The organism is Mucilaginibacter gossypiicola (assembly GCF_900110105.1).
GTDB classification, from domain to species: Bacteria; Bacteroidota; Bacteroidia; order Sphingobacteriales; family Sphingobacteriaceae; genus Mucilaginibacter; species Mucilaginibacter gossypiicola.
Genome location: NZ_FOCL01000004.1, coordinates 615,548 through 634,577, shown reverse-complemented (window position 1 = coordinate 634,577; position 19,030 = coordinate 615,548). Strand labels below are relative to the sequence as shown.

Below are 19,030 nucleotides of genomic sequence, written 5' to 3'. Positions count from 1 at the left end.
AGGGATTTATAGTATGAAGATATTTTAGATTATTGCCTTAAGTCTCTTTAATGAAAAAAGGGATGCCCGACGGGCATCCCTTTTTTCATTAATATAATTATGTCATTGCGAGGTACGAAGCAATCGCATGCGATACGGGGCGGCTGTACAGAGCGGCTCGGTTTCCGTGCGATTGCCACGCTGCGCTCGCAATGACATATCAGAAAGATTACTTCAACACCGAAACCGCTTTATTAGCCTCACCAACGCCCCAAACAGTGCCGGGCTTATCGCCCATGGTAATAACTAACTCGCCGCCTGCCATCACATCAGTATGTTTGATGTAAGTTTTGGTGTAGTTGGCGCCGTTTAACGTCATGGCCTGAATGTATTTATTTTTAGGGCCATTATTTTTAACCACTACGTGGAATTTCTTATTTCCCTGCAATTGCAAAGTAGCTTCATTTACTACCGGGCTGCCAAATACATACAAACCATTAGCCGGATTAACCGGGTAAAAGCCCACAGCCGACAACACATACCAGGCCGACATCTGCCCTACATCCTCATTGCCGATAATACCATCCGGTTTATCAGTATAAAAATCATCTAAAATGAACCGTACCTTTTCGGCAGTTTTCCATGGTTTGCCAGAGTAAGCATAGTAGTAGCTCATTGGGTGGCTTGGTTCATTTCCGTGTGCATACTGGCCTATCAAACCTGACACATCAGGCGATTTAAATTTGCCCATATCACCTTGCGCAATAAACAATGAATCAAGCTTGGTATTGAACTTATCAACCCCGCCCAACATATCTATCAAACCTTCCACATCCTGCGGAACAAGGAAGGTATATTGCCAGCCATTGCCTTCGGTAAAGTCACCAGTTTCATGGATAGAAATGAAGGGGCTATACGGAGTACGCCATGCATCCTGCGATAAACGGCCACGCATGAAGCCGGCTTTCGCGTCGTAATAGTTCTTGTAATAGGCACCGCGTTTGCTGAAATAAGCATAATCTTCAGTTTTGCCCAACTTTTTGGCTACCTGCGCCAGGCTCCAGTCGTCAATAGCATATTCAAGGCCCATTGAAACCGATTCGCGGCTGCTGTCGGCAGGGATATAGCCGTATTTTTTAACGTATTTGATACCGCGATCGTCACCCATCGCTGTGGTTTTCATGGCTTCATAAGCTAAATTAGCATCAAAACCTTTATAACCCTTTAACAAAGCATCTGCAACAACAGGTACTGCGCTGTAACCCACCATACAATTGGTTTCATTAGCCATTAAATGCCAAACCGGTAAACTGCCCTGCTGCTGATAAATAGCCAGCATTGAATTGATCATGTCATTAACATGCTCAGGGTGGATAATGGTTGACAGCGGATTGTTTGAACGGTAAGTATCCCACAACGAAAACGTGGTTACGTTATTGAAACCTTCGTTTTTGTGTACCTTTTTGTCGGTTCCCCAGTATTCGCCATTCACATCGTTAAAAATAGATGGCGCTATCATGGTATGATAAAAAGCAGTATAAAACTTCTTCATCTGTGATAATGAATCGGCCTTGATCACAATTTTCTGAAACTGTTTGTTCCAGGCAGCATCAGCATCGGCAACCACTTTATTGAAATCCCATCCTGGTATCTCAGTTTCGATATTAAGCAGGGCATTCTTCGCGCTCACCGGTGAGATACCAACTTTAGCATAAACAACTTCGCCTTTGGTGGTAGCAAAGCTGATAACACCTTTTACTTTTACACCTTTAAGCTCGGTACCTTTTGCGCTGGCGGTACTATCATAAACATTAAATGTTTTAATAGGCTTTGAAAACACCGCTGTAAAATAAATACGTTGATCATTTGCCCAGCCTTTTGAAAAACGATAACCACAAATGGTATTTTGATCTACCTGTTTAATATAGGTTTCCATTGGCCTGTCCCAGCCAATACCCTCCTGCAAATCAATCAGGATGTGTGCATCTTTTGATGCCGGGAAGGTGTATTTGTGCATCCCAACGCGGGTACTGGCAGTAAGCTCAACACCGATATCGTATTTTTTAAGCTTTACTTTGTAGTAGCCAGGCTTTACAACCTCATCCTTGTGACTGAACAAGGATACATAACCGCTTTTTAAATTTTTGTTGCTGCCTTTGTATACGTTGATTGGCCCGGTTGTAGGCATAAAGGAGATATCGCCCAGATCACCAATACCGGTACCGCTCAGATGTGTATGCTGGAAACCGATGATGGTAGAATCAGAAATATGATAGCCCGAACACCAGTCCCAACCCTCAGAAATATTGGTTGGGCCTAACTGCACTGCTCCAAACGGAACACTGGCACCCACAAAAACGTGACCATGAAAACCGGTGCCAATATATGGGTCGACATATTGTGTTAAACCGCCGGCCTTTTTCATGGGCTGCGATTGGTGCCTTTGTGCCTGGGCGCTTAAATTAACCAGGGCCAGTAAACCGGCCAAAACGAGTTGTTTTTTCATTCTTTACTTAAATGATAGTATTGAGGTTTATATTGCTGCCAAAGTAAACCCCAATACTTAATAGATTATTAATAAACGCTTAATTCGGCAACAGTGATACCATTGCCTGCAATTACATGCGTGGCTTCAAATTTAAAATAACGAGCGCTAAATGCCTGCTTTAACGCTACAGGTTGCTCAATTGGGTTCGATTTGATATTAGAGAACTCGCCAGATGCCACCTTTTCCCAGGTTTTGCCATCATTACTTACGTAGAAAACATAACTATCAACAATGCCTTCAGATTGTTTATCCTGCCTTGGTAAATAACCAAATGCTTTTATCTTTTGTTCCTTACCCAAATCAACGCTGATTTGCTGCGGGAATTGCGCATCTTCTTTTTTAAGGGTACTGTAAACACTGCCGGTATTTTCGTCGAAAGCATTTTCTGCTTTCCCCCATCCTCCGTTAGCGGCTGTTGCGTCCAGTACTTTCCAATCTGTTTTGGCATAGCCGAATGATACATAAGCGCTTTCGCTTTGCTGATCTTTACCTTCAAAACTACGGGCCTTTACTACACCACCATCATTAAGCGCAAATGGTTTGCTATAAACCGGCGAACTGAGCGTTGGCTCGTGCCCATCAACCGTATAGCGGATGGCGCTCACCGGAGCTTCGGTAGTAATGCTTACTTCACCACTTTTATTGCGGGATATTTTTGGTGCAGTTAAATGAACTGGCTCTTTATAAATCCCGAAATCGCTCAAAGCAATAGCCACCGGCGACGCAGTAACCCTCAGCCTTAATTTACTTGCAGTGATATTTTGCGTTAAACGGATCAACCTGTTACCGCCAATACTGGTAGCCTCGCCTATTTGCTCCCATTTGCCGTTTAAATAAGCATCTACGGCAACAGCCTCTATACGCTGACCAAGCTTGATATTTTCACGCAGACGGATCACGTTAAACGTTTTTGGCGAATGCAGATCGATAGTTAATTCGGGAGTAGTTACGTTATCATCAGTAGCCCAATAGCTGTAGCGGTTATCATCCAACAAAAATTGCGGGCCGAATTTGGCTTTGTTACCACCGCGTACATTGCTTGCCGTTAGTGTTGCGCCTTTTGCCAAATTAACAGCAAAGGTTTGTTTAAGCAAGTTGCCAAACTCTGTTAACGATTTAACGTCAATCTCGTTAATAATACCACGCGGATCAGGAGATAAACCCAGATCAAGCGCCGCACCACGGCCTACGCTTTTGTAATACAGATCGAGCAAGGTATAAGGCGATTTTACACCTTCGTCCTGCACTTTGTGATAAAACCATCCCGGACGTAAAGACACATCACACTCGGCCGGCATCCAGTATTTACCATTGCGGGTACCTTCGGTGCCTTCATAATCTTTTACATAACCATTAGCTGGGATTTTTCCTTCATCCGGCGCATGGGGCGTATAGGTAGCCCAGCAGGTTTCTCCCGCATGGCCTTCCTCATTACCTACCCAACGCACATCGGGGCCAACGTCGCCAAACAGCACCGCGTTAGGTTGCAGCTTACGGGTAATAGCCCAAGTCGTATCCCAACCATAATAAGTTGAGCGGTCAATTTTCCTCACTTCGCGCTTGCCTCCATAATAGCCATCACCACCGTTGGCTCCGTCATGCCATGAAATAAACAACGGGCCGTAATTGGTATACAATTCTTTCAGTTGCTCACGGTAAATCTTTACATATTCGGCGGTTCCGTAGTAAGGATTGTTTCTGTCCCATGGTGAGCAGTAAACACCCAGTTTCATACCAAGCTTATCGCAAGCCTCACGATATTCTTTCAGCATATCGCCCTTGCCGTTTTTATATGGGCTTTGGGTAATATTGTGTTCCGTAGTTTTAGTTGGCCAAATGCAAAAACCATCATGGTGTTTGGCTACCACAACCACACCTTTAAAACCACCGGCTTTTGCGGCGGCAACTATCTGCAAGGCGCTAAACTGCGATGGGTTAAAAATCTTCGGATCTTCATCGCCAAATCCCCACTCTTTGTTGGTATAAGTATCCACCCCGTAATGGATAATGCAATACATACCTGTTTCCTGCCAGTTAAGCTGCCCTTGTGTAGGCAATACGCCATAAGGCTTAGGAGCAGTTTGACCGAAACCATTTAAACCGACCGTAAGTAACAATAAGGCTATGCCTGTAAACTTCTTCATAATTGGTATTAGGTTATTAGTTTTTGAACCATGATGCTGGCACATCCTGTGGGGCCGAGCCATTAACACTATATTTTAGCAACAGCTTAAAGCCGCCGCCTCCTTCAATAAAATCAAGCTTAAACGGATGCGCACCCATTTTTAACGCAACCTGTCCGCTCCGTTCCTGCGCCGAGTGGTTACCATCGTTATCAACAACAGTTTTATCGCCAATGTAAAGCACTCCGCCATCATCGCAGGTTAAATAAAAGCTGTAAATACCGTCGGTCGGCACATCGATATAGCCTTTATAGGTAATCCCGAATGATGGGGCCTTAACCGACGCAGGCACCTCGATTTTATCAGTACTGAAAGTGCTGTCAACTTTTGCGTTTTGCATTAAAGCAGTCTTTTTAAAGAAAGCCTTGTAATAAGTAGCAGTAAGTCCAGGTTTGGGTGGAGCAATTTTTACCGGCCCAAGCATTTGTTGTTGCGTATAATTCAGGTTGTAAACATCACCGCGGGTACCTGTTGGTGTAAACGCAGCAACCCTCACCAATTCTGATTTAGAGACAGTTAATGGCGATGGCAATACTGGCGATTTGGTATCGGGCAATGAGCCATCAGTAGTATAGCGAATAGTAAGGCTCGGCAATGGAGATGTAATGCTTAGCTTGCCTTCGTTAGTGAAAACATACTGATTAAGCAGATTAGGAAGATCGGGCAAGCGATAGTTGATCTTCATCGCGTCCATCCTTTTGTATTGTTGAGTTAAACGCTCCAGGTATGAATCATATTCACTTTCCTTGTGTGTCCACAGCATTTCAGACAGTGCGGTTAACCGCGGCATATACATATAATCGGCGCGTTTTTCAGAGGGGATCATTTCCGACCAGAGATTGGCCTGCGCACCAATAATTGATTTCGCTTCTTCGGCATTCAATACTTTAGGCACCGGGTTAAAATGATACACTTTGCTAACAGAATACTGATCGGGCTGATTGTCAAAATAAAGCGGCTCGCCTGGTGTCATAATCACGGTATTGCCATTCTTCACAGCTTTAACCGGTGCATCAGGAACCCATGTGCGCCAGTACATAATAATAGCTGTTGGGCTAATGCCTCCTTCAATTACCTCGTCCCAACCAATCAGTTTGCGGCCTTTGGAGTTGAAGAATTTCTCCATGCGGTTGATGAAATAACTATGCAATCCGGCAAGGTCTTTAATACCTTCTTTGGCCATTAAAGCTTTACAGGCGTCTAATTTACCCCAATTGGTACGGTCAACTTCATCGCCACCAATGTGGATATATTTAGAGGGGAAGATCTGCATGATCTCGGTAAATACATTTTCGGCAAACTCAAAGGTACTTTCATTACACGGGCAGATTGGTTTGGTGAACAGCTCGCCCCATTTATTTTCACCATCGCAGGTTAAAAACGGATACGAGTTAATGGCAGCCATCATGTGCCCCGGCATATCAATTTCCGGAACAATGTCGATATGACGTGCAGCAGCATAAGCTACTACGCCTTTCATTTCATCCTGCGTGTAAAAACCACCGTACATGGCTTTACCGTTTTTTTGAATGATATGCTCTTTATCGATCACAAAATCAGGATTATCCTTAGCCTTTTTCATGCAGGCCGAATCCTGGTTGTTGAAGGTGCGCCATGCACCGGCTTCGGTAAGCAGGGGATATTTTTTTATTTCGATACGCCAGCCCTGATCATCGGTTAAATGCAGGTGCAGCTTGTTCATCTTGTACAAAGCCATCCTGTCGATAAATTTTTTCAGGTAGCTTACCGAAAAGAAATGCCTCGATACATCCAGGTGCATACCACGCCATTCGTAAACAGGTGCGTCTTCAATAGCCACAACGGGTAAAGACAATTGCTTTTGCACAACGCCCGCTTCAATGCCAACAGGCAATAACTGACGAATAGTTTCTACCGCGTGAAACACACCGGCAGGATCTTTTGCACGAATAACAATCTGCTCCTTAGTAACACTCATGCGGTACGCTTCGGGAGTGGTTATACTTGCGTCATAAACAAGGTTAATAGCATGAGCTTTCTTTATCTTGCTTACTTCAATAGGCTTGCCTAAACCTTTACGCAACAGGTCTTTCAAGGCGTAAGCCTCGGTGTTGAAAGCATTGGAAGTTACTATGCCGGTTTTAGATGTTATAGTAAATGAACCTTCACCCGCCGTTAATTGAGCCGGGTAAGGGATCAAAGGAAATTTTGCTGCTGTTTCCTGGGCATTAACAGCACCGGTACAGATAAGCGCGAATGCCGCTGCTGACAAATATTTTGAAATGATCTTCATTGTTTCTGTTTGTTATTTGTCGATAGATATGGTTCTTTCTGTTACGTTCCAGCCGCCAATAGTTACCGCAAGGTTTTTATCAGCGCCAGGGTTATGGTCAATAACAACTTTTTTAGTTTGTCCCGGCAATACGGTTACATAGTTATCGCTGTAAAAGGCCGGAAGGATGCGTTGTTTGGTATCAGCATTAACTAATGACAGGCGGTTGAAAAATGCCAGCGCACCATTACCTTCGTTAGTAAGGGTTACTTCGACCTTGCCGTTCTTTAAATATTTAGCTGTTGCACCTAAATCACCTTTAGGCATTTTTTGTAAACCGGAGAAATCACCGTTAGCATCAGGCAGCCAGTAAATGTTTTCACTGATCACTTCGTTATCTGATTTAAGCAATTGCAGGCAAAGGAAAATACCTTTGTCTTTTGCTTCTTTCTCAATCTCTCTTTTCAGTGATAAATAGCGTTTGGTAGTAGTTGGTGTCACATCGGCAAAAACCTTTGTTAACACTTTCTCCTTGCCATCCATATCATAAGTTTTGGCTACCAGCAGCATATTGCTATGCGTTTTAAAGGTATTGTTGGCTACCATCACCATACCATCTGTTTGGTTATACATGATATGTAAAGGCTCACTACCGTTATGCAGGCCATACAAACAAGCGTTAGGATCAAGGTAATAATCATACATCTGGCCACGCATGGCTGTCCAAGGGTTTTGAGTTTTCCAGATGATGGTACCGGTATACCAATCCCACATATGTGAACTAAAACCTTCCATCAAAGCACGGTATTGATCATAATTTACCAACTGTGCTTTAGTTGCAAAATCTTCAACGTTTTTAGCCTTGCCATATTTATCAATAAACCCATCATAACCAATATATTTATGATACTCCCAAACCGGGTCTGTTTTGGTTTTGCCGGTAGAGGCATCAAATTCAGGCACAACCATATTTTCGGCGGGGATAAAGCGTTTTAATGATTCGTAATCACTTACACCAACTGAGCCTACTTCCGAATTGAACGGATAAGTTTGATGATCCCAGAAAGTTGTAAGGCTTTGGATGCCGTAAGGCCCATCGCCGTTGCCACCCTGTACATTGCGCGACATTTCTTCGGAGTTTGAATACGGAATAAACCAGCGGGTATTATCCAGCTTAGGCATAATGGTATCGCGCAGAGCTGCAAAAATATCCTCAGGCGGAGTGATCTCATTACCACCGCACCAAATAGCAAGCGATGGGAAGTTACGCACCAGTTTAACCTGATCGGCAACCGATTTTAAATACAAGTCATGATCATCAGGATATTTACGGCGGGTCCATTGATCATCAGCCTTCATCGGATCTATCCAGCGGCCATTGCAATCGCCGGATCCCCACATATCCTGAAAAACCAGCATACCGTATTTATCACAAGCTTCATAAAATTCTGGGCGTTCAATCAGTGCGCCACCCCAAACCCGGATCAGGTTCAGGTTCATATCACGGTGAAAACGAACTTCGGCATCGTAACGGGCGTCGCTGAAACGCAACATCTGATCAGAGATGATCCAGTTACCGCCTTTAATAAATACCTTTTGGCCGTTCACATTAACCTGGCGGCTTTCGGTTTTATTGTTCCACTCGGTAGTGATCTGGCGTACGCCAACTTCAATGCTTTTTTGATCGGATACCTTGCCACCTGCTACAAACTGCAAATTAAGCTTATACAAATTTTGCGGACCGTAGCCACTTGGCCACCAAAGCTTAGGGTTTTTAAGGCTGTAATCGGTCAATTTAACTTCCTGTTTTGAATTGGCTTTCAGGGTAACCGGCTGCGACACCAACTTGCCATCTAAATTATATTGTAAAGTCCCGCTCACCGCTGCACCTGTAGCGTTTTCAACCTCGGCAGATACCTGTATAATAGCAGGCTGCTGTGCACCTTCTGGCTTGCGAACACCCGGAACCAGCGTAACCACATGCGGATCTTTGATAGCCACAGCGCCGGTATGCTCAATGGTCACTTTATCCCAGATACCGGTATTGCGGTCACGAATGGGTTGGATCCAGTCCCACCCTGCTGTATATTGGATCCCTACACCGCGGGCAATGGTACCATCGCCGCCCTGGCCTCCGTTGGGGTTACCAACAACGTCGGGAGGATAAACAACTACCGCTAAACGGTTATTACCATTTTTATTAAGCCATTTGGTAATATTATAGCTCTGGCGCAAAAACATGCCTTTATGTAGTTTGCTGTTCAGTTTATGGCCATTCAGGAAAACATCGCAACTATAATTTACACCTCTGAAGTTAAGATAGGTTTGATTACTGCCGGTTGGCGCGGCCTCTTTAAAATCTTTGGCAAACCAATAGGTATAGAAATCGCGGCCTACTTTATAGATATCAGGGATCTTTTCATTGTTCATCCCATAAAATGGATCCGGAACCTGTTTATTAGCCACTTGTGTTGTAAGCACAGTTCCCGGCACTACCGCAGCATTCCATGCAGCCAGATCATAATTAGTTTGAGAAATAATTGTGCCATTATCCTTAACACTATTCAGAGAAGTGCATTTCCAGCCACTGTTGAGTTCATAACTGGTTTGCGCCTCTGCGTTTTGATAAACGCCTGAAGCAAGGACGGATAACACTAATGAAAATTTAAACAATGCAGATCTGCCTGCAGAACGGGTTGTTGTCATTTATTTAGATTGGATGAATGTCAAAATTAAAAACTGCCAAATCATTTTAGCTGTAAAAACTTGGCTATATGATGTGGGATTTTGTCGGTATAATTGTCATTCAGACGAGTATGCAGGGGTGTGGATACGGAACGAAGGGAAATCTTATACACTCTTCAAAGTTTGCTTATTGCTTGTATAAGATTTCTCCTCACTCCTATTACTCAACCCCGCCCGTTCGTCGAAATGACATGATATTTTGGCTACTTAATTAATAAACTATTTTAAAACCAGCCGCTTCATTTAGCCCGCTTGCCTGTTGCAATTTTGCCGGGATACTGATATCGATACCATCGGCTACCTGTTTCCACTTAAGACTTTGGGTACTGCCGAGAAGGGTTACTTTCTTCACCTTTTTTATATCTTTTAATTTTACAGATACGGTAGCCGGCAAAACCACTTTTTCCTGATCGCTTAAGGCAAATGCATAAATGGTGTTGCTGTTTTTGGCTTTTGTATAGTATATATTACCTGTTGAATATGGAGCAACCGACTGGCTGGCATAAATACCTTCGCCGTTGATCTTCATCCACTGGCTGATACCCTGCAGGCGTTCATAAGCAACGGGGTCCCAATCACCATCCGGGCCGGGGCCAATGTTCATAAGCAAGTTGCCGCCGCGCGATACTATTTTCACCAATAGTTGCACAATTTGCTGTACAGATTTATAATGATCGCCCGGAACGTAGCTCCATGAATTGCCCATGGTTATGCAGCTTTCCCAGGGATGACCAAGCGGTACCTCAGGTACTTCCTGCTCAGGAGTTGTGTAGTTTTCATATTTGCCGGCTACAGTACGGTCAACCACTATTAATCCTGGTTGTTTTTGCCTGCCCATGGCGGCTATCTTAGGCATATCAATATCCTGATCAAATTTGATTCCGCGCTGCCATTCTACAGTGGTATCAACACTCCTTTTCGGACGTACCCATCCCCCGTCGAGCCATAAAATATCAACTTTACCATAATCGCTCATTAACTCGCTTATCTGGTTATAGGTAAAATCTTTAAACTTTTGCCAGCGTTCAGGATATTTTTTAGGATCGTAGTTTACATTACGATCTTTTGGCGGGAAATATGGCCACCAGTAATTTTCGGTATGCCAGTCGGGCTTTGAAAAGTAAGCCCCTATCATAAAGTTATCTTTACGGAAAGCGTTGAAGATTTCTTTAGTTACGTTGCTCCTTGGATTGCTTGAAAAAGGCGTTTTGTTGCTTGTGATCTTATAATCGGTTTCTTTGGTATCAAACATGCAAAAACCATCGTGATGCTTGGTAGTAAAAATTACGTATTTCATACCGGCATCCTTGGCTGCCTTTACCCATTTTTCGGGATTGAATTTGGTTGGGTTAAAAGTGGTTTGCAAATTTTCATAAGCAGCTTTATAACCATTATAAGTTGCACCGTACGGGCCGCGTCGTTGTGTCCAGCCCTCATCTTCCGGACAAATGCTCCAGCTTTCAACTACCCCCCACTGGCTGTAAGTACCCCAGTGCATAAACAAACCAAACTTAAGATCCTGCCAATTTGCGATTTTTTGCTCAACTGCAGGGTCGCCAGCAGGAACATATTGCTTTGACATATTGTGCTGTTGCCCAAAGGTTTTGTAACAGCTTAAAACCAAAAGAAATGCTGTAAATAATCGTTTCATCAAGCTTTTATTTTATAAATTACTGACAATTTTATATAGTGTATTGCCTACACACTTTTTAAAATTTTTTAAAAAACATCGCAACTTACATCATAAAATTTTATTTTTCGATATTAATATGTTATTATTGTTACACCATTATTAAGTTTTAAATTTAGTTGATTAATTAAAAAATCTTCGGTTTGAGAGACAGAAAAGTTGATACGCTGAAATTATGGAAACTCATTTGCAATAATGACGATGAGAATGCCTTTGAGCTGTTTTTCCATATTCTTAACAACTCGCTCATTAAATTTTGTGTGCTATACGTACACCAACGGGAGATTGCCGAAGAAATAGTTTCGGATGTATTTGTAAAGTGTTGGATTAACCGTAAAAACCTCACCGAAATCCAAAACCCCGAAACCTACTTGTTTGTAGCGGTAAAAAACCAATCGCTAAACCACATCAAAAAATTCTCGACCATTCATCTTGTACAAATTGAAGAAACCAACTCGGTTGAATTTGTAAATACCTATAACCCCCAAAAGGAAATAGAAAACAAAGAGTTGATTTTCAGAATGGACCAGGCCATAGCCGGTTTACCGCAACAATGCCGTATAGTTTTCAGACTGATAAAAGAAGATGGCATGAAATACAAAGAGGTAGCCGAAATTCTTAATATTTCGCCCCGTACCGTGCAGACCCAGTTATTCAGGGCAATCAAGAAACTTAGTGTCGTTTTGACACAATACAATAAACATAACGATATCCAACCTAAACCAAACGCTGTCAACATTTTAGGCTCTGTAATTGTGATTTTACAATTATTTTTTTTACACTTGTAAGTAATTTACCTAAATAAGTTGTCCTATCAATAAAAAGGATGCAATTAAAAGATGGGCAATGATAAATTTATAGAGCTGACGGGCAAAAAACTGTCAAATGAAATCAGCTCTGATGAAAATACCGAACTTCAGCATTGCTTAGCTAATGATGCTTCCCTTCGTGAACAATATGAGGCGCTTTCTGCCTATTGGAAACACAGTGATACCGTATACGCCGATAATGCCCTTGCCTTTCAAAAAATAAAATCAAAAATTAAGGCCCAGGAGGTTACGGAACCTTCTACTATTGTTGCTGCTGCAAAAAAAGGTGTTATATATTATCTTTGGAGGGTTGCTGCTGCAGTTGTTTTAATTGCAGGATGCTCTTATCTCTTTTATTCAAAAATGGTTACCTCAGGGCATGAAATTGCTACCGCAGTACCCAAAGCGTGGCAAAATAAAAATACGTTTGTACGCGAAAAATCTACAGTTGTATTAGCTGATGGCACCCGCATTACCCTTAACTCACAAAGCTCTTTAAAGTATCCAACAAGCTTTACCGGTAAAACCCGCGAAGTTTATTTAAGCGGCGAGGCATTCTTTGATGTACATAAGGACCATGAACATCCGTTCATTATCCATACCGAAAAAATGAACATTAAGGTATTGGGTACCGCTTTCAATGTCAAATCATATCCTAACGAACCATCAAGTGAAACAACGCTGATCAGAGGAGCTATTGAAGTTACACTTGATGACCGCCCATCTGACAGGATTATCTTAAAACCGAGCGAAAAGCTGATTGTTAAAAAAGGCTCGTTTACCACTGTACGCAAAAAACAGGATAAACTTTCGCCCGCTACTGACAGCAGCGAAGGCCCGCAATATGTTTTAACAAGCTTTACCCGCCTTCATCAGGACAACGGTGCCGTTTTAGAAACTTCGTGGACACAAAACAAACTCATTTTCAGAGATGAAAGCTTTGCCGATCTCGCCATGCGTATGGAACGCTGGTATGGTGTTGAGATCAAGTTTAAAAATGATGACATGAAAAAGTACCGTTTTACTGGCACTTATGAAAAAGAAACCATTACCCAGGCGCTTGATGCATTACGCATTACCGAAGACTTCCACTATAAAGTAAAAAACTCGGCCATTTATATTTACTAACTACTGATTTCCTTTCAATAAACGTAGTCGGGCTTTACAATATTCATAATTGTTACACACCAATCCGTTCATTTTACACTATTACCTGTTCTAATTATAAAATTTATGTAAATTTAGGCATCCCCAATGGATGTTGGCGACAGGTTTAGGTTATCGGTATAAATGAAAATACGGTTTACGTTAATATTATTCTTCAATTTACTGGCTATATTAACTGTATATTCACAAACCCGTGTCACTTTCAATTTAAAATCGGCCGATTTTAAAAAGGTAATATCAACAATCGAACATCAAAGTATTTATCATTTTGTTTACAGCGAAAGGAAGATCCCCGTCTTAAATAAAACCGACATTAGATTTGATAATGAGGATGTTAAATCTGTACTGGATAAAGTTTTAGCGAATTCTGGTTTTTCTTATACCGAACTTGCCAACCACCTCATAGTAATTGCTCCGGTTGATGAAATTGTTAACGTGGTTAAGGTGACAGGTACCGTAGTTGATGAAAACGGAGCACCGCTTGCCGGTGCTACTGTTAGGGTAAGAGGTTCTACAATGGGAGCCCCTACAGACCAAAATGGCTCCTTTTCTTTTGAAGCGCCCGACCAGTCAACACTAATTATCAGTTTTGTAGGCTACGTTACCAAAGATGTAAAACTGTCGGGCACGGCTCCGCTTAAAATAACACTTACTGTAAGCAACGTTTTAAGCGAAGTTGTAGTAACCGCACTTGGCATAAAAAAAGAAGAGAAAAAAGTTGGCTATTCGGTAACAACCGTAGGCGGCGAAGTGCTTGATAAAGCCAAAGAATCAAACGTGGCCTATTCATTAGAAGGCCGCGTGGCAGGTTTAAGTATCAATGGTGTTAACGGAGGGCCTGCGTCATCCGCACGCATTTTACTCAGGGGGGTTACCAGTTTTGGAGCAAGTGCGCCTCTTTTTATCATCAACGGCGTCCCTATTGATAATACCCAGCGCGGGGCGGCCAACGAGTGGGGCGGCGCCGATTTTGGCGACGGCATTAGCAATATCAACCCTGACGATGTTGAAAGCATGACCGTGTTAAAAGGCCAGGCAGCGTCAGCGCTATACGGGGCGAGGGCAGCTAACGGCGTAATTTTGATCACTACCAAAACGGCAAAAAAAAATTCGGGTTTTGGTGTTGAATTTAATACCAATTACCAAACAGATAAAGCCATTAATACCTTTGATTATCAAACGGTTTACGGGCAGGGCCTGTATGGTATCAGGCCCGCATCTGTGAATAACGCCATAACATCGGGCAATTTTGGCTGGGGTGAAAAGCTTGACGGTAAGCCTACTATACAGTTTGACGGCAAATACTACCCCTACTCGGCCGTTACAGATAATATTGATAAGTTTTACCGCCGTGGTTATACATATACCAATACCGTAGCTTTTAATGGTGGTAATGAAACGGGGGCTTTTCGCCTGTCGGTTTCCGATCTACGGAATGGCTCAATCATCCGTAACAGCGGTCTCAACCGCAAAACAGTAAACCTTACTGCAACCCAGGGAATTACCGATAAATTCAACGTAAATGTTATTGCTAACTATATAGATGAGTCATCAAACCTGAAACCCAATTTGAGTGATGGGCCTCTTAATCCAAATAACATTCAATACCTTGCCGCCAACGAAAATCAGGCGGCCCTGGCACCCGGATATGACTCAAGCGGTAACGAACTGAGATGGACCGGCGATACATTTGTGACCAATCCATATTTTGCTGTAAACAAATTTGTTAATAACATAAGCCGGAACCGTTTGATATCTGCCATTACCGCCCGCTATAATATTCAAAGCTGGCTGTATGCCCAGGCCCGCTTAGGTGACGATGTGCTATACGATAAAAGGCTAACCATTACCCCTACCGGTACTGCTTACTCACCCGGCGATGCAGGCTCCATGGATGAACAATCATCAACAGAACGCTCGGAACTTAATGCCGATGTTTTGATTGGCGCTAAGCGTGATATTATAAGAAACCTGCTTAGTTTTGACTTATCGGCCGGAGCAAACCTTCGTAAAAACAGCTATGAATTTACGCGCCTTTTCGGGGGGCCGTTCATCATACCTAACTTTTACAGTTATAGCAACCTGGCAACCAAAAGCAGCACTTATGATTATAAAAGCTCTGAAACGCACTCAACTTATTATTCAGTCGATCTTTCATTAAAAGACTTTTTAACATTAACCACAACCGGGCGTTACGACACTTACTCGACCCTACCGGTTGATAACCGGAGTATTTTTACGCCATCGGTGTCGGCGAGTGTCCTGTTTTCGGACCTTGTACACATCCTCGGTCTTGATTTTGGCAAACTCCGGTTATCATATGCGCAAACCAGCGGCGAGCCTACAGATGTATACATCACATCTCAATATTATACCATTAATAATCCTGTAAATGGCATACCTACGGGAGGTTTCAGCGATAGCTTGCCAAACTTGTTTTTAAAGCCATATACACTTACAGAAATGGAAGTGGGTACAGACCTGAAATTTTTTAACGGGAGACTGGGACTTGATGTGGCCTATTTCCATCGAAAAACGAGGAACGAGATCATTAAAGGAGATCTTGACCTGGCAACAGGCTTTGCACGCCGGTTTATTCCTACAGGCTCAACCCAAAACAATGGCATTGAAGTTTCAATAAACGGTACACCTTTTAAAACTGTCGATTTTAACTGGTCGCCATCGTTTAACTTCACTTATGTACAAAACAAGATCCTCCAAACAGATGGTACGCCCGAATCAGCTAACATTAGTTTTGGTACCTATCGCCCGCTAAACGCGGCCACAGCGCTGGTTAAAGGTTTGCCAGGTCCCCAGATTATGGCCAACGACTATCTCAGGAACAGCAAAGGGCAGGTCATTTTTGATGGCAATGGTCTGCCACAAGCCGGTCCGCGGGTGCCAATGGGCAGCGCAGTACCTAACATTTACGGTGGGTTCAATAACAATTTTACCTATAAAAAATTCAGTCTTTCTTTCCTGATCGATTACCGGTTTGGCAACAAGATACTATCAGCCACAAATTATAATAGTATTTACCGCGGCTTTAATAAACTTACATTGCCAGGGCGTGAAACAGGCGTTGTTGGCGATGGTGTAAACGCCAATGGCGATAAAAATACGATTGTTGTTCCGGCACAAACCTATTACCAGGCACTTGCCCAAAGCGTTTCGGCCCTGAATGTTTTAGATGGTAGGTTTATTAAATTGCGACAAGTTACTTTTGGTTATACATTTTCAAAAGGCTTTCTTGATAAAACGCCATTTGAAGGCATAACTTTTTCATTAGTAGGCCGAAACCTGTGGACGATCATGAAACGATCTGACAATATTGACCCCGAATCGGGCTTTTCGCCGGATATAAAATACGCCGGAATTGAGGGTGCGAGCCTTCCGCCAACGCATACTTACGGAATAAATGTTAACTTTAAACTCAAAAAATAAATTACCCTAAAATGGCATCCACCATAAAACACAAACTCCTATCCTGTTTAGTAATGCTTGCGGCGTTACTAAAATTTTCTACCGCAAATGCGCAGGTCCCTTTTTACAAAGACGCTTCGCAATCGATTGATTTACGTGTTAAAGACCTTTTATCAAAATTAACCCTTGAAGAAAAGATCTCCTTACTGGGCTACCGCAGCCAGGCTGTCCCTCGTTTAGGCATCCCTGCCTACAACTGGTGGAACGAAGCTTTACACGGTGTGGCCCGTGCCGGCGAGGCAACTATATTCCCGCAAGCCATTGGCATGGCTGCTACCTTTAACGACGATCTGTTAAAGCAGGTATCAACTGCTATTTCAACCGAAGCCCGTGCAAAATACAACCTGGCTATTGCCCAGGACAGGCACTTGCAATACATGGGCCTCACCTTTTGGACACCCAACATCAACATTTTCCGCGACCCACGCTGGGGACGTGGGCAGGAAACTTACGGCGAAGATCCTTTCCTAACAGGCCGCATGGGTTCTGCCTTTGTTAAAGGTTTGCAGGGCGACGATCCTAAATATCTGAAAGCATCGGCAACAGCCAAACACTTCGCCGTACATAGCGGCCCGGAAGCTACCCGCGATAAGTTTGACGCCAAAGTTGATGAAAAAGACCTTCGCGAAACTTACCTGTATGCTTTTCATGAACTGGTTAAAAACCATGTAGAATCGGTAATGAGCGCATATAACCGAGTTAACGGCGTACCTAACTCTATTAATAAAGTGTTGCTTACCGATATCCTGCGGAAAGAATGGGGCTTTAACGGCCACGTAGTTACTGATTGCGGCGCTTTGGATGATGTTTACCTTACCCACAAAACCCTGCCTACTGCTGTTGAAGTAGCTGCCGCAGCAATTAAAGCAGGTGTTGACCTGGATTGCTCTTCTATTTTACAAAACGACGGTATTAAAGCCATTAAACAAGGCTTGCTTACCGAAAAGGATGTTGACCAGGCATTGAGCGCCATTTTGCGTACTGAATTTAAGCTCGGATTTTATGACGACCAAACCGCCAATCCATACCATGGTTACGGCGCCGACAGCGTTCATAACGACCAGCATTTAGCATTGGCCCGTAAAGTGGCCCAGCAAAGCATGGTATTGCTAAAAAATAACAACAACGTTCTTCCATTCAAAAAAAGCAATTATTCGAGCATTATGGTAGTTGGGCCAAACGCGGCCTCGCTTGATGCTATGATAGCTAACTACCATGGTACCAGCAGCAAAGTGATCAACTTTGTTGAAGGTATTACCGGCGCTGTTGATAAAGCTACCCGCGTTGAATATGATTTAGGTTGCGACTATAAAGACACCACCCACTTTGGCGGCACCTGGGCTGCAGGTAATGCCGATGCAACTATTGCGGTCATTGGCCTCTCCCCCGTTTTAGAAGGCGAAGCCGGTGATGCATTCCTGTCAGAAAGTGGAGGCGATAAAAAGACTTTAAGTTTGCCTGCCAGCGAAATTGCCTTTATGAAAGAGTTACGTAAAAGCGTAAAAAACAAACCGCTTGTTGCCGTAATCACCGCAGGCAGCGATATTGATGTATCGGCCATTGAACCTTATGCAGATGCCATCATCTTTGCATGGTACCCTGGCGAACAGGGTGGTAATGCCCTGGCTGATATTATTTTTGGCGAAGTTTCGCCATCTGGTCACCTGCCGCTTACTTTTTATAAGGATATGAGCGATCTGCCTGATTACAGCGATTATAATATGAAAAACCGCACCTACCGTTACTATACCGGCCCGGTGCAATACCCTTTTGGTTTCGGTTTAAGCTATACCACGTTTAACTATACTTTAGGCAGCAAATTGAAAACTACCTATAAAAAGACTGATACTGTTGCAGTAACTGTAAATGTTAAAAATACCGGCAAATTCAACGGCGACGAGGTAGTACAAGCTTATATAAAGTATCCAAACATCGACAGGATGCCGGTTAAGGAACTGAAAAGCTTTAAACGCATTAGCCTGGAGCAGGACAAAGAAGGTGTGGTTACACTGAAAATCCCGGTTCAGGATTTACAGAAATGGGACCTTGCTACCCACAAATGGAAACTTTACCCAGGCAGCTATAAACTGGTATTGGGCAGCAGCTCGACCGATGAAAAGCTGACGGCTGATTTTAAAATATCTAACTAAAAGAGCAGTATTATATAAAAGCATC

The 19,030-nt window shown here is 43.1% G+C and carries 9 protein-coding genes; 4 read left to right on the top strand and 5 right to left on the bottom strand.

What is annotated here, in order from left to right:
* Nucleotides 1-208 precede the first annotated feature (208 nt).
* The 5 genes from BMX50_RS16270 to BMX50_RS16250 form a co-directional block, all read right to left on the bottom strand.
* A complete protein-coding gene (locus BMX50_RS16270; RefSeq protein WP_091211586.1) occupies nt 209-2,485 on the bottom strand; it encodes a GH92 family glycosyl hydrolase in 2,277 nt (758 codons plus the stop codon).
* 68 nt (nt 2,486-2,553) lie between these two features.
* Nucleotides 2,554-4,671: a discoidin domain-containing protein gene (locus tag BMX50_RS16265; RefSeq protein ID WP_091211853.1), complete on the bottom strand. Its 2,118-nt coding sequence runs from the start codon at nt 4,669-4,671 to the stop codon at nt 2,554-2,556.
* A gap of 16 nt (nt 4,672-4,687) precedes the next feature.
* On the bottom strand, nt 4,688-6,982 hold the full coding sequence (locus tag BMX50_RS16260; RefSeq protein ID WP_091211585.1) for a family 20 glycosylhydrolase: 2,295 nt from the start codon (nt 6,980-6,982) through the stop codon (nt 4,688-4,690).
* 12 nt (nt 6,983-6,994) lie between these two features.
* Nucleotides 6,995-9,667, bottom strand: coding sequence for a glycoside hydrolase family 2 protein (locus BMX50_RS16255; RefSeq protein WP_091211584.1), 2,673 nt, complete (start codon nt 9,665-9,667; stop codon nt 6,995-6,997).
* A 250-nt stretch (nt 9,668-9,917) separates the two neighbouring features.
* Complete coding sequence (locus BMX50_RS16250; RefSeq protein ID WP_091211583.1) at nt 9,918-11,357, bottom strand: alpha-L-fucosidase; 1,440 nt, start codon at nt 11,355-11,357, stop codon at nt 9,918-9,920.
* Nucleotides 11,358-11,539: 182 nt separating this feature from the next.
* Here BMX50_RS16250 and BMX50_RS16245 point away from each other — a divergent pair, with 182 nt between their 5' ends.
* The 4 genes from BMX50_RS16245 to BMX50_RS16230 all read left to right on the top strand — a co-directional run bounded on the left by BMX50_RS16245 (nt 11,540) and on the right by BMX50_RS16230 (nt 19,005).
* Nucleotides 11,540-12,184 (top strand): RNA polymerase sigma-70 factor, encoded by a 645-nt coding sequence (locus BMX50_RS16245; RefSeq protein ID WP_167667962.1) that lies wholly within the window; start codon nt 11,540-11,542, stop codon nt 12,182-12,184.
* 51 nt (nt 12,185-12,235) lie between these two features.
* Nucleotides 12,236-13,333 (top strand): FecR family protein, encoded by a 1,098-nt coding sequence (locus BMX50_RS16240; RefSeq protein ID WP_091211581.1) that lies wholly within the window; start codon nt 12,236-12,238, stop codon nt 13,331-13,333.
* Nucleotides 13,334-13,495: 162 nt separating this feature from the next.
* Entirely contained in the window at nt 13,496-16,816 is a 3,321-nt protein-coding gene (locus tag BMX50_RS16235) for a SusC/RagA family TonB-linked outer membrane protein (protein WP_091211580.1), read from the top strand.
* 11 nt (nt 16,817-16,827) lie between these two features.
* Entirely contained in the window at nt 16,828-19,005 is a 2,178-nt protein-coding gene (locus tag BMX50_RS16230; protein WP_244281011.1) for a glycoside hydrolase family 3 protein, read from the top strand.
* Nucleotides 19,006-19,030: the final 25 nt, after the last annotated feature.